At 71.9% G+C, this 13,247-nt stretch carries 11 protein-coding genes; 7 read left to right on the forward strand and 4 right to left on the reverse strand.

Features of this window, described 5'->3' with window-relative positions:
- The first annotated feature begins 15 nt into the window (after window positions 1-15).
- Complete coding sequence (locus ABZ896_RS14085; RefSeq protein WP_360927060.1) at window positions 16-753, forward strand: GntR family transcriptional regulator; 738 nt, start codon at window positions 16-18, stop codon at window positions 751-753.
- A gap of 18 nt (window positions 754-771) precedes the next feature.
- Here the strand turns inward: ABZ896_RS14085 and ABZ896_RS14090 are convergent, their stop codons facing one another.
- Both ABZ896_RS14090 and ABZ896_RS14095 read right to left on the reverse strand, forming a co-directional pair.
- Window positions 772-1,545, reverse strand: a complete 774-nt coding sequence (locus ABZ896_RS14090) for an SDR family oxidoreductase (protein ID WP_360927063.1) — start codon at window positions 1,543-1,545, stop codon at window positions 772-774.
- A gap of 126 nt (window positions 1,546-1,671) precedes the next feature.
- Window positions 1,672-1,986, reverse strand: coding sequence for a hypothetical protein (locus ABZ896_RS14095; protein WP_360927065.1), 315 nt, complete (start codon window positions 1,984-1,986; stop codon window positions 1,672-1,674).
- Here ABZ896_RS14095 and ABZ896_RS14100 point away from each other — a divergent pair.
- The 6 genes from ABZ896_RS14100 to eccCb all read left to right on the forward strand — a co-directional run bounded on the left by ABZ896_RS14100 (window position 1,985) and on the right by eccCb (window position 10,293).
- Window positions 1,985-2,296 (forward strand): hypothetical protein, encoded by a 312-nt coding sequence (locus tag ABZ896_RS14100; RefSeq protein WP_360927068.1) that lies wholly within the window; start codon window positions 1,985-1,987, stop codon window positions 2,294-2,296. The two genes, ABZ896_RS14095 and ABZ896_RS14100, sit on opposite strands and share 2 nt — an antisense overlap.
- A gap of 37 nt (window positions 2,297-2,333) precedes the next feature.
- Entirely contained in the window at window positions 2,334-3,122 is a 789-nt protein-coding gene (locus tag ABZ896_RS14105; protein WP_360927071.1) for a cyclase family protein, read from the forward strand.
- Complete coding sequence (locus ABZ896_RS14110; protein WP_360927074.1) at window positions 3,119-4,759, forward strand: thiamine pyrophosphate-binding protein; 1,641 nt, start codon at window positions 3,119-3,121, stop codon at window positions 4,757-4,759. Before ABZ896_RS14105 ends, ABZ896_RS14110 begins: the two co-directional genes overlap by 4 nt.
- An 88-nt stretch (window positions 4,760-4,847) precedes the next feature.
- On the forward strand, window positions 4,848-5,468 hold the full coding sequence (locus ABZ896_RS14115; protein WP_360927076.1) for a DinB family protein: 621 nt from the start codon (window positions 4,848-4,850) through the stop codon (window positions 5,466-5,468).
- A gap of 93 nt (window positions 5,469-5,561) precedes the next feature.
- The gene (locus tag ABZ896_RS14120; RefSeq protein WP_360927079.1) at window positions 5,562-5,948 is read left to right on the forward strand and encodes a hypothetical protein; all 387 of its coding nucleotides are present in this window, start codon (window positions 5,562-5,564) and stop codon (window positions 5,946-5,948) included.
- 16 nt (window positions 5,949-5,964) lie between these two features.
- The gene (gene eccCb, locus ABZ896_RS14125) at window positions 5,965-10,293 is read left to right on the forward strand and encodes a type VII secretion protein EccCb (protein WP_360927081.1); all 4,329 of its coding nucleotides are present in this window, start codon (window positions 5,965-5,967) and stop codon (window positions 10,291-10,293) included.
- Here the strand turns inward: eccCb and ABZ896_RS14130 are convergent.
- Together ABZ896_RS14130 and ABZ896_RS14135 are read right to left on the reverse strand one after the other, a co-directional pair.
- A complete protein-coding gene (locus ABZ896_RS14130; RefSeq protein ID WP_360927083.1) occupies window positions 10,290-11,735 on the reverse strand; it encodes a glyceraldehyde-3-phosphate dehydrogenase in 1,446 nt (481 codons plus the stop codon). The genes eccCb and ABZ896_RS14130 overlap by 4 nt on opposite strands.
- Before the next feature lie 76 nt (window positions 11,736-11,811).
- A complete protein-coding gene (locus tag ABZ896_RS14135) occupies window positions 11,812-13,041 on the reverse strand; it encodes a DegT/DnrJ/EryC1/StrS family aminotransferase (RefSeq protein WP_360927086.1) in 1,230 nt (409 codons plus the stop codon).
- Window positions 13,042-13,247: the final 206 nt, after the last annotated feature.

Here is a 13,247-nt window from a genome sequence, read left to right on the forward strand (position 1 = left end):
AGGGAGAAGTGCCGCATGACCGATCAGGACACGCACCTCGTGCTGGAGCGCCTCCTGCGGCTGCGGGAGCGGCGCGAGCCGCTGGTCGCGCAGATCGCCGAGTGGGTGGGCGCCGGGATCATCGAGGGCCGGCTGGAGCCGGGCCAGGACCTCAACAGCGTCGATCTGTCCCACCGGTTCGACACCAGCCGTACGCCCGTCCGCGAGGCCCTGATGCTGCTGGAGCAGGAGGGCCTGGTCGAGATGAAGGCCCGCCGCAGGCCCCGGGTCGCCGCGCCCTCGCTCCAGGACATCCGGGACATCTACCAGGTCCGCAAGAACCTTCTGTCGATGCTCGCGGGCCTGCTGGTGGACCGGGCGAGCGACGAGGAGCTGGGCGAGCTGCGCACCCGGGTCGAGCGGATGCGGAAGCTGGCCGACGACGGTGACGTGGACGCGTACTTCTGGAGCCATGTGCTGCTCCAGGAACGGATGACCGAGATCGTCGGCAACCCCACCCTGAAGCAGATCCTCGACTCGCTGGCCCTGCGCACGCTGATGCTGCGCCATCTGAGCCTGACCCGCACCGGCCGCCTCGCCTACAGCATCGACGACCAGGAACGCCTCCTCCAGGCGTGCGAGGAACGGGACGGCGAGCTGGCGTCGGCGCTGATCGCGGGGGCGACGGTGCGTGCGCAGCGGGCGGTGGAGGAACAGCTGGAGCAGGACGCGGTGGCGAGGAAGCCGGTACGGCGGCGCCGGGCTGCCTCGTGAGAAGGCCTCGCCGCGAGGTCACTTCGCCATGACCCCGCCGTCGACCGGGAAGTTCCCCCCGGTCACCCACGTCGACTCGTCCGACGCCAGATAGACCGCGCACCAGGCGATGTCCTCCGGCCTGCCCACCCGCCCGAGGGGGATGCGGGCGAGGAGGGCGTCCCGGGCCGAACCCTCGTGGGCGCCCGCCGACTCGGTGGCCGGGGTGCGCACCATACCGGGCGCGATGGTGTTGGCCCGGATACCCAAGGGGCCGCCCTCCACGGCGAGTTGGCGGGTGAGCCCGAGCACCGCCGACTTGCCCGCGCAGTGCGCGACCATCCCGAAGGTGCCGCTGCCCCGAAAGGCGTTCACCGAGGCGAAGTTGACGATCGAGCCGCCCCCGGACGCCTCCAGGTGCGGCCACACCGCCTGCACGGGCAGGAAGACCACGTCGACCTCACCGCGCATCGTCGGCGTCCACTGCGCGTCGAAGTCCATCGAAGCTGCCGATGCCATGTGCGGGGCGATCGCCCCCGCCGTCACCAGGACGTCCACCCGCCCGTGCCGTCCGAACGCCTCGTCCGCGAACCGCCGGGCGTCCCCGGGTGACGTCATGTCGAGCGGCGCCAGCACCTCCACGGCGAGCCCCTTGTCCGCGGCCGCCTTACGGGTGCCCTCGGCGGCGGCCTCGTCGATGTCACAGCCGATCACCGTCGCCCCCTGCTCGGCGAAGAGCAGCGCGCAGCCCTGGCCGATCCCGGCGCCCGCGCCGGTGACGAGAGCGACTTTCCCGGAGAGCCTGCCGGTCACTTGGACCCCCTTGTCGAGGCAGTCGTACGCGACCGCGGCGCGGCTCGCCCTCCCTTCTTAGTGTCGACACTAGAGCCTGGTCAAGAGTCGTGAAGCTGTGAAAGGTGGGTTCTGTCGACAGTTGGCTCAGGTCTTGGGGAGCAGCTCGCTCAGGGCCGAGACCAGACGGCCGAGCGCGGGCTCCCTCTCCGGCTGGTCCGTGACGACGGTCCGGCCGCCGTAGGTGAGCGTGTACTGGAACATGTCCGCCGCCCCCGCGTGCATCGAGAACGAGGGCACGTCGTCGAGAGCCGGATCGCCGAGCAGCGTGCGCAGTTCCACGAACCGCTCCTCGCTGAGGCGGCGCACCACGGGCTCGCCCTTCTCGCTGGTGTACGCGGTGCCGGCGCCGTGCAGGATCACCGTCCGGTGGACGCCCGCGAAGCCGCCGGTGATCGTCATGGTCACCAGCTTCTGGTCGGGGCCGGTGACGGGGACGGGTGACGGAGCCGCCGTAGCGCCGGCGGCAGGGGCGGACGCCGACGGGGAGGTGGCCCTCGATGCCGACGCCGACGGCCACACCGACCGCGAAGGCGAGGCCGATGCCTGCGCCGACGTCGAGACCGTCCCGCTCGACCCCGGCAGCCAGGTCACGTCGTCCCCCGACCCGCACCCCGCAAGCCCCAGCGCCCCCAGCACGAGCATGGAAGCCGTACCTCTGCCCATCCCGCTGCCCCCTGTCCTTCGGTCCCCTCACCCGGACTGTCGGTGACATGCTGACAGCTCCCGGAGTGACTGAGGAGGCCCTGATGCCCGAGCAGCCGTCCGTTCTCGCCTCGCTCGTGTCCGCGCTGCGCAGCGGTTCGATCGAGATCGTCGACCTCACCTCGCCGCTGTCGTCCGCGACACCGGTGATCCAACTGCCGCCGGAGTTCGGCCAGACGGCGGTGTTCGCGCTGGAGGAGATCAGCCGCTACGACGACCGCGGACCGGCCTGGTACTGGAACAACTTCCGCAGCGGCGAGCACACCGGCACGCACTTCGACGCCCCCAACCACTGGGTGACCGGCCGGGACCTCGCCGACGTGGCCTCCGTGCCCGCCCAGCGGCTCATCGCCCCCGCCGCCGTACTGGACTTCACCGCCGAGGCCGCCAAGGACCCCGACTTCCTGGTGGAGGTGGAGCACGTCAAGGCGTGGGAGGTGCAGAACGGCCCGCTGCCGGACGGCGGTTGGCTGCTCCTGCGTACCGGCTGGGACGCCCGCTCGCACTCCCAGGAGGCGTTCCTCAACGCGGACGAGAACGGCCCGCACACCCCCGGCCTGTCACCGGAGTGCGCCCGCTGGGTGGCCGAGGAGTCGCCCGTGATCGGCCTCGGCGTGGAGACGGTCGGCACGGACGCCGGTCGCGGGCACTCCTTCGACCCGGCGTTCCCCTGCCACTCCTATCTGATGGGCAGCGACAAGTACGGCCTCACCCAGCTCCAGAACCTGGCCGCGCTGCCCGCGACCGGCAGCGTCGTCATCGCCGGACCGCTGCCCATCGTCGCGGGATCGGGCTCGCCCGCGCGTGTGCTCGCCCTGGTGGAGCGGTCGTGAAGGTCGCGGAGGCCGTCGGACGGGCGCTGTGCGCGGCCGGGATCGGCCAGGTCTTCGGGGTGGTGGGATCCGGCAACTTCCATCTGACCAACGCGATGGTCGCCGCCGGGGCCCGGTTCGTGGCCGCGCGTCACGAGGGCGGCGCGGCGACCATGGCCGACGCGTACACCCGCGTGAGCGGCTCCGTCGCCGCGCTCAGCGTCCACCAGGGGCCCGGCCTGACGAACGCGATGACGGGCATCGCCGAGGCCGCGAAGAGCCGTACACCTCTGGTCGTCCTGGCCGCCGAGGTCACTCGACCGACCTCCAACTTCTCTGTGGACCAAGAGGCGTTGGCCCGCGCGGTGGGCGCGGTCCCGATGCGCATCACCTCCGCCGAAGGTGCGGTGGCAGCGGCCTGCGACGCGGTACGACGGGCTCTGCACGAGCGACGTACGGTGCTCCTCAACGTCCCTCTGGAAGTACAGGAGTTGGACGTACCAGAAGGTGTCCTCGCGCAGGCCGCACCGCCCCCGCCGCGACCGGTGGTCGAGCCTGAAGCCGGGCAAGTGGTGCGTCTGACACAGGCGTTGGAGCGCGCCAGCCGTCCCGTCTTCGTCGCCGGCCGCGGCTCCCGCTCACCCGGAGCCAGGGACGCGCTGCAAGCCCTCGCCGAACGCCACGGCGCGCTCCTCGCCACCTCCGCCGTCGCCCGCGGCCTGTTCCACCGCAACCCCTGGTCGCTCGACGTCTCCGGCGGCTTCGCCTCCCCTCTGGCGGCCGAACTCATCGCCGCCGCCGACCTGATCGTCGGCTGGGGCTGCGCGCTGAACATGTGGACCATGCGACACGGCGCCCTGATCGGCGAGCACGCGACCGTCGTCCAGGTCGACGACGACCCGTCGGCCCTCGGCGCCCACCGCGCCATCGACCTCGGGGTGACCGGAGACGTCGAACTCACGGCGCGCCGCGCCCTGGAGGCCTCTTCAGGTGAACGGGAGGGCTGTCGGACCCCCGAGACCCAAGAGGCGATCGCTTCCCGCGTACGCCTGCGGGACGTGCCGTACGACGACACGAGCACCCGGGACCGGATCGACCCCCGCACGCTCAGCATCGCCCTCGACGACATCCTGCCCGCGGAACGGGTGATCGGCGTCGACTCGGGCAACTTCATGGGCTACCCGAGCACTTACCTGTCCGTGCCCGACCAGGACGGCTTCTGCTTCACCCAGGCGTTCCAGTCGATCGGCCTCGGTCTCGCCACCGCGATCGGCGCGGCCCTGGCCCGGCCCGACCGCCTGCCGGTGGCCGCCCTCGGCGACGGCGGCGCGCTGATGGGCGCGGCCGACCTCGACACCGTACGCAGGCTCGGGCTCCCGATGGTCGTCGTGGTCTACAACGACGAGGCGTACGGGGCGGAAGTGCACCACTTCGGACCCGCCGGGCATCCCCTGGACACCGTCCAGTTCCCGGAGACGGACATCGCCGCCGTGGCGAGGGGGTACGGCTTCGAGGCGGTCACCGTGCGGACACGAGCCGACCTGAAGGCCGTAGCGGATTGGGTGGGCGGTCCACGGTCCGCGCCCCTGCTCGTCGACGCCAAGGTGGTCCGGGACCGGGGCGCGTGGTGGCTGGAGGAGGCGTTCAAAGGACACTGAAGGGGCTGTTGGACCGACGGAAATCGAGAGGCGGAGGCGCTGCCGGGACTGCCAGGGTGAGAGGTCGACCCTCTTCCTGGGAGTACCCGTGAAACCAGCGCCCCGACTCACCCCGCTGCTCGACCAGTTCGACTTCGCGCGCGAACGCCTGACCGGCCGCCTGGCCGGCCCGGAGACCGACAGCGGTGACGGCAGCCCGACCAAGGTCGGACCGCTCACCGACGACGAGTACCTCTGGGAACCGGTACCGGGCAGCTGGTCGGTCCGGCGGCGCACCGACGCGCCGGCACCGCGGGCGACTCTCCTGTCCGGAACCGGCGACTGGGGACGGGACTTCGCGCCCTACCCGCACCCCGTGCCCCCTCCGTTCACGACCCTCGCCTGGCGCCTGAGCCACCTCAGCGAGATGCTCCTCCTGCGCGCCGACCACACCTCGGGCACCCACACCCTCACCCGGGACGACTACGTCATCAGCGGCGGCGCCGCCGACGCGCTCGCCGCCTTCGAAGAGGGCGCAACAGCTTGGCGCACCACGCTCGAGGGCACCACCGACACCGACCTCGACACCGTCGGCCGCTCCACCTACCCCCACGGCAGCGACCCCGAGGAGCCCTTCCTCGACATCGTCTGGTGGGTCAACCAGGAACTCCTCCACCACGGAGCCGAGATCGCCCTCCTGCGCGACCTGTACCGCGAGCGGCACCCCTGACACGGTCCCGGTGCGCGTGAGGCCAACGACTATGCTGACTACGGCATTTGTGGGCGAGGCCGGTGCGACGCACCGCAGAGGGACGGGGGAACCATGCAGATCACCGTTGCCGTGGAGGCGGCGGACGGCGACACCGTCGAGACGGACGCGCTGACCCGTGAGCTCCAGGAGGAGCTGCTGCTCCTCGACGCGGCCGAGTCCGTCGTACGGCCGGACGGGGACACCGCACCCGAGGGCGCCAAGAGCGGGACGGTCACCACGCTCGGAGTCCTCCTGGTCACCGGCGCGTTCTCGAAGCCCGCGCTCACCTCGCTGGTCGGCCTGGTGGGGGAGTGGCGGCAGCGGGCGCAGGCGCGCCGGGTCGAACTCACCGTGGGGGAGGACTCGTTGGTCGTCGAGGGCCTCTCGGCCGCCGATCAACGGAAACTGATCGAGGCGTGGCTCCAGCGGCGCTCCGACGACAACACCCCGCAGTCGTAGGCGCGTCGGAGGGACCGTGAGCCGCGTCGCCCTGCTCGTCGCCACCACCGACTACCTCGACTCCGGCCTGCGCCGCCTGCGTTCACCCGCGGCCGACGCCCGGCGCCTCGGCGCGCTCCTGGAGGACAAGGCGATCGGCTACTTCGACCGGGTCATCCCCCTGGTCAACGAGTCGAAGGCCGAGATCGAGGAGCACATCGAGCGCGTCCTGCGCGATCTCGGCCCCAACGACACCCTGTTGCTCTACGTCTCCTGCCACGGCATCCGGGACAAGCACGGCCGCCTCTTCTTCACCACCCTGCGCACCAAACGCGACCTGCCCGAGTCGACCGCGATCTCCGCGCGGTTCATCGAGGAGCAGATGAGCCGCTGCCGCTCCCGGCGCAAGGTCCTCCTCCTCGACTGCTGTTTCGGCGGCGCCTACGTCCAGGGCATGGCCCCCTTCGCGCCCGACGACGGCGAGTTGTCGGCGCAGGCGGCCGGCAAGGGCACGTATGTGATGACCGCCTCCGACGTCCTGGAGTTCGCCTTCGAGGGCGAGACGGTCAAGAGCCGCTCCGGGGAGTTCCATTCGGTGTTCACCGAGGCGGTCATCGACGGACTGAGCACCGGGCGGGCGGACGTCGACAACGACGGCGTGATCACCGCGAACGAACTCTTCCAGCACATCCAGCGCCACGTCCGCGAGAGCGGCGCCCCGCAGACGCCGACCGAGTTCCGCTCCGGCGTCCAGGGCAACATCCCCCTCGCCAAAGCCGCGTTGTGGCACCGCGGCCGCGGCGAGGAGGCCGACCCCTTCTCCGGCGACAGCCTCCCGCTCGGCGACCTGCTCCCCGCCCTCGCGATCAGTCCCGAACGCGGGCTGTGCGCACCGGACTGGCCGCCGAACGGCCAACTCACCGTCCCCCTGGGCCGGATGTACGACCCCGCCCAGGGTCTCCAGGAGACCCTGACCCTCGACCTGTCCGGCGGTGCACCCCACATCGGCGTCGTCGGCAGCCGCTGGAGCGGCAAGACCTCGGTCCTGCGCACCCTCGCCTGCTCGCTCGCCCTGACCCACACCCCCGAAGAGGTCCAGATCTACGGCCTGCACGGCGAACCCGACGGGATGACCCGCCTGGCCGCCCTGCCGCACGTCGGCATGGTCGCCGACTACTCCGGCGGCGAGGACGTACGCGAACTCGTCGAGGGCGTCATGGCCACCCTCAAGCGCCGCGAGCGGATCTGCGACGCGCTGCGCATCCGCTCCCCGAAGGCGTTCCGGCAGAAGCGGACCCAGAAGGCGCTGGAGGCCGAGTCCAACGGCGAGGTCTTCCTCCTCGTCGACTCCTGGCCGGACTTCGCCGCCCGCTACCCCGACGAGTCCCGGCAACTCCTGCGCGTCGCCCAGCAGGGCGTCTACTACGGCATCCATCTCGCCGTCTCCGCCGACCGCTGGCGGGACCTGCCCGAGGACCTCCTGCTGCACCTCGGCACCTGGGTCGAACTCGCCCTGGCCGACCCGCGCGAGTCGCGCATCGACAGCGACCTCGCGGGCGGCATCCCACCGGGACAGCCGGGCTTCGGGCTGACCCGGGGACGGCGGTACGTCCGGCTCGCGATGCCCGCCCTCGCACGCACCGGGACGACGTCGTACGGCGACGAGGGCGAGGAACTCGACGCGCTCCTCGGTAAGGTGACCGCCGCCTGGAACCTGCCCGGCGCGGGGCGGCTGAGCAGGTCCGGTGACGGCGAGGACAGCATCCCCCGTCTGCTCGATCTGCTGCCGCTGCCGGACAGTTGGGACACCGACCCCTCCTCGGCCTGGATCGCGCGCGGAGCCCAGCGGCTCACCCTGCCCGTGGGCGTCGACTCCGGCGGCTCGCCGGTCGTCCTGGACCTCAAGGAGGCCGCCCAGGGCGGCTGGGGCCCGCACGGCCTGTGCGTCGGCGCCACCGGCTCCGGCAAGTCGGAACTGCTGCGCACCCTCGTCCTCGGCCTCGCGGTCACGCACTCCCCGGAGACCGTCAACTTCGTCCTGGTGGACTTCAAGGGTGCCGCCACCTACGCGGAGATGACCCGGCTGCCGCACACCGCGGCCGTCATCACCGACCTCGCCTCCGACCTGTCCCTCGCCGACCGTCTGGGCGACGCGGTGCGCGGCGAACTCGTCCGGCGCCAGGAACTCCTGCGGGCCTCGGGCAACTACGCGAGCCACCAGGACTACGAACGGGCCCGCGCGGCGGGAGCACCGCTCGTCCCGCTGCCGACCCTGGTCCTGGTCGTCGACGAGTTCGCCGAACTGCTCGTCGCCCAGCCGAACTTCATCGACGTGCTCATCACCATCGGCCGCATCGGCCGCTCCCTCGGCATCCACATGCTGCTGTCCTCCCAGCGCCTGGAGGCGGAGCGGCTGCGTGGCCTGGACACCTACCTGTCGTACCGCATCGGTCTGCGCACCTTCTCGGCGGAGGAGTCACGGGCGGTCCTGGGCGTACCGGACGCCTACCAGTTGCCGTCGGCGCCCGGCTCCGGCTATCTGAAGTTCGACGTCGACCACATGGTCGGCTTCCGTGCCGCCTACGCCTCCGGCTGGGCCGGGAACGACCCACGCGCGGCCGACGCCGACTCGCCCATGGACCTGATCCTCAAGCGCCTGGAGAACCAGGGCCCTCCGGCCCACCAGATCTGGCTCCCGCCCCTGGACCAGCCCCCGCCGCTCGACGTACTGCTGCCCGGCCTGACCGTCGTCGAGGGCCGCGGCCTCACCGCGCCCGCATACCGCGGCATGGGCCGGCTGGTGGTGCCCCTGGGCGTGGTGGACAAGCCGTTCGAGCAGCGCCGGGACGTCCTGTGGTGCGACTTCGCCGGCGGCGCGGGCAACCTGCTCGTCACCGGCGCCCCGCAGTCCGGCAAGTCGACCCTGCTGCGCACCCTCGTGGCGTCCTTCGCCCTCACCCACACCCCGCAGGAAGTCCAGTTCTACGGGCTGGACTTCGGCGGCGGCGCGATGACCGCCGTGGCGGGGCTGCCGCACGTGGGCGGGGTGGCCACCCGGCTCGACGCGGAACAGGTCCGGCGCACCGTCGCCGAGGTCGCGGGCATCCTCGCCCAGCGCGAGGAGTACTTCCGGACCGCCGAGATCGCCTCGATCACCGAATACCGGCAGCGCCGGGCCCGCGGAGAGGCGACGGATCAGCCCTGGGGCGACGTCTTCCTCGTCGTCGACGGCTGGCGCGGCTTCCGGGAGGAGTACGAGGCCCTCGAACCGGTCGTCGCCGACCTTCTCCACCGCGGTCTCGGCTACGGCGTCCACGTCGTCCTGACCGCGAACCGTGCCGGAGAGGTGCGTCCCGCGATCCGCGACCAGATCGGGGCGACGCTCGAACTGCGGCTCGCCGACCCCGTGGAGTCGGAGGTGTCCCGGTCCGTGGCGCAGTACGTCCCGTCGGACGCTCCGGGCCGCGGACTGACCCCGGAGAAGCTGCACTTCATCGCGGCCGTGCCACGTGCCGACGGCGTCCACTCCGACGACGGCCTGGCGGAGGCCACGGCCGTCCTCGCCCGCGCCGTCGCCGACGCGGCACCGGGACCCGCGGCGCCCGCCGTGCGGATGCTGCCCCGCGAACTGCCGTCCGGCCGGCTGCCGTCCGGCAACAGCAAGCCGGAACTGGGCGTCGCCTTCGGCATCGACGAGGACACCCTGCGGCCGGTGTACGCCGACTTCGAGAAGGACCCGTTCTTCCTCGTCTACGGCGAGAGCGAGTCGGGCAAGAGCAACCTGCTCAGGCTGCTCGCGCAGCAGATCTGCGAGCGCTACACGCCCGAGGAGGCCCGCGTCCTCGTCGTCGACTACCGGCGCTCCCTCCTCGGTGCCGTCCCGGAGACCCATCTGGCCGCCTACACGGCCTCGGCCTCCGCGGTGCAGGCCCACACGCACGAACTCAAGTCCCTCCTGAGCTCCCGGATCCCGGCCCCCGACGTCTCGTCCGAGCAGCTGAGCAGGCGCAGTTGGTGGTCGGGACCCGTGATGTTCGTGATCGTCGACGACTACGACCTGATCGCCACGGCGAGCGGCAACCCGCTGGCGGCGCTCGCCGAGTACCTCCCGTTCGCCCGGGACACCGGCGTGCGCTTCCTCGTCGCCCGCAACTCCGGCGGGGCGGGCCGTGCGTCCTTCGAGCCGTTCCTCCAGCGGATGAAGGAACTGGGCCCGCAGGGCGTGATCCTCTCCGGCGACCCCGTCGAGGGCGCGCTCCTCGGCGACGCGCGGCCCCGGCCCCTGCCACCGGGCCGGGGCCAGTTCGTCTCGCGACGGAGCCGCACCCTCCTGGTCCAGACGGGCCGGCTGCCCTCGACCCCTTAGACCTCCGGAGCGGGATACGTCGGGTACTCCACCCCCGACACATGCTGTACGACCCGGATGACCTGGCAGGAGTAGCCGAACTCGTTGTCGTACCAGAGGTAGAGGATCGCGTTGTCGCCGTCGACCCTGGTGGGGCCCGCGTCGATGATCGAGGCGTGCCGGGAGCCGATGAAGTCGCTGGAGACCGCGTCGGGCGCCGTGGTGAAGTCGATCTGGCGCTTGAGCGGCGAGGTCAGCGAGACGTCACGGAGGTAGTCCAGGACCTCTTCGCGGCTGGTCTCACGGCCGAGCCGCAGGCTCAGGATCGCGATGGAGACGTCCGGCACCGGCACGCGGATCGAGCTGCCGGTGATCGGCGCCTTGAGGTCGGGCAGCGCCTTGGCGACGGCGGAGGCGGCGCCCGTCTCCGTGATGACCATGTTCAGCGGCGCCGAACGGCCCCGGCGGTCGGCCTTGTGGTAGTTGTCCAGCAGGTTCTGGTCGTTGGTGAAGGAGTGGACCGTCTCCACATGGCCGCGCAGCACGCCGTACTCGTCGGCCATCGCCTTCAGCGGCGGCACGATCGCGTTGGTGGTGCAGGAGGCGCAGGACAGGACCTGCTCGTCCGGCTTGATGGTGTCGTGGTTGACGCCGTGCACGATGTTCGGGACGTCACCCTTGCCCGGCGCGGTCAGCACGACCTTGTCGACACCGGGCCGCAGATGCTGCGAAAGGCCCTCCCGGTCACGCCACTTGCCGGTGTTGTCGATCAGGATGGCGTTGCTGATGCCGTACGCCGTGTAGTCGATCTCCGACGGGTCGTTCGCGTGGATCACCTTGATCGTGTTGCCGTTGGCGATGATCGTGCCCTCGGCCTCGTCGACGGTGATCGTGCCCTGGAACTGTCCGTGGATGGAGTCCCGGCGCAGCAGCGAGGCCCGCTTCACGATGTCCTGGTCGCCGCCCCCACGGACGACGATCGCGCGCAGCCGCAGCCCGTTTCCGGACCCGGCCTTCTCGATCAGCAGCCGCGCCACCAGGCGGCCGATCCGGCCGAAGCCGTAGAGGACGACGTCACGGCCGGCGCCCCGCTCGATCTTGTTGGCGCCGGTGGCCCCGGCGACGGCGTCGGCGGTGAACTCCTCGACCGACAGGCTGCGGTCGTCCGTGCGGTACGTCGCCGCCAGCATGCCGATGTCGATCTGGGAGGGGCCCAGGTCGAGCGTGGTGAGCGCCTGGAGGAAGGGCAGCGTGTCGGTGACGGACAGCTCCTCGCCGGCGATCTGCCGGGCGAACCGGTGGGTCTTGAGAATGCTGACCACCGACTTGTTCACCAGGGAGCGGCTGTGCAGCAGGACGGTGACGTCCCGCTCGCGGTGCAGCTTCCCGATCATCGGGATCATCGATTCCGCGATCTCCTCGCGGTTCTTCCAGTCGGTGAACGAGTCGCCCTTGACAGTCACAGAATTCTCTTTCGAGCTAGACGGCGCTCATATGCTAACCCCCCGATGTTTTGATCGATCGTCGGGGTGGCGCACCTCACTGCCCCACGATCCGGGGCGGTGTGATGCCGGGGACCGGCCGCAGCAGCGCCGGATGCGCGTCCGCGACCCGCTCCCGGGTGAACGCGTGCACGATCCGGCGGGCCAGCAGCGGATCCGCCGGCAGCGCGTGCGAGGCGAACCAGCGGGCCGCCGACGGGTCGGGGGAGGGGTCCACGAACTCCGCGCCCGCGTAGTCGTCCAGCGGCGGGTCGTAGAGGTAGCCGGAGACCACGTCGTAGCGCACCAGCCGCTGGACGAGCGCGTCCCGGTCGTGGACGAGGAGGGGGACCCGGAAGAGGGCGAGCGGTCCGTCGTGCGCCGTACGGTCGCGCAGCGCGGGCGAGGCCCAGGGCGTGCCCGCCAGCAGGGTGACCCCGGCCCGGCGCCGGGCCAGGTCGTCGTCCAGCCCCGCGAGCCGCAGCCCCAGCTGCCCGCGGACCAGCACGCCGTGCCGTGAGCGGTAGCCGTGCAGATCGACGCGGACCCACGGGTCGTACGCCGTGAGGCTCGGCGCCTCCCGGGCGGAGGCGGTGAGCCGGGGTGCCCGCAGGTCCATGCGGAAGGCGTCGCGCTCCATCAGGCCGAGCCGCTCCATCGTGCGCCACACCGGGCGCACCAGGTGCAGCGCGCGCACCGAGGAGCGGGCCAGCGGACGCAGGGTCGTCGCCAGGTCCTGGCGCAGCCGGCCCGGGGTCAGCAGGTCGTCCCGCAGCAGCTCCAGTTCCCTCCGGGCGCGGGCGTCCTCGACGGCGAGGAAACCGCCCGCCATCCCCGCCACATGCTTGGAGAGGCTGAACGCGGCCGCCTTGCCGAAGGTGCCGACCGGCTGCCCGTCCACATGGCTGCCGATCGCGTGCGCCGCGTCCTCGAACAGCGGGATCCCCAACTGGTCGCACCGGCGCCGCAGTTCGACCACCCGGTCCGGCACGCCGTACAGATTGGTGGTCAGCACGGCGTCCACGCCGCGCCAGGTCGCCTCCGGTACGGCGACCGGGTCGATGTTGCCGTCCCACGCGGAGACCGGGGCCGCCACGGGGCGCAGCCCGGCCGCGAGGACCACGAACAGGATCACGTCGTCGTTCACCGGCGACATCAGCACCCGCGCGCCCGGCCGGCACCAGCGCCGCAGCGCGAGGTACAGGGCGAGGCGGGCCGAGGGCGTGTAGACGCACTCGCGTCCCAGTCGCCGGGTCATCGTCGCTGCCAGCCGCGAGCCGTACGGCATCGGCACCCCTTGGGTGGAAGGGCCTTGGGAAGGCCGTAGCAGAAGGAGCCATGACGGCACGGCGACCCGCGCGGCCCCCTCGCGGGGCGGGAGGGCCTGGCGAACGCCGTGCGGGAGGGACCTGAAGCGCGCGGGAGAGGCGCTGCTCCTGCGGGGACGCCCCCGCACGGGAGTGCCCTGCAGCGTGCCCCCTACGGGAGACCCCG

The sequence above is a fragment of the Streptomyces sp. NPDC047072 genome (assembly GCF_040643855.1).
Classification (GTDB): domain Bacteria; phylum Actinomycetota; class Actinomycetes; order Streptomycetales; family Streptomycetaceae; genus Streptomyces.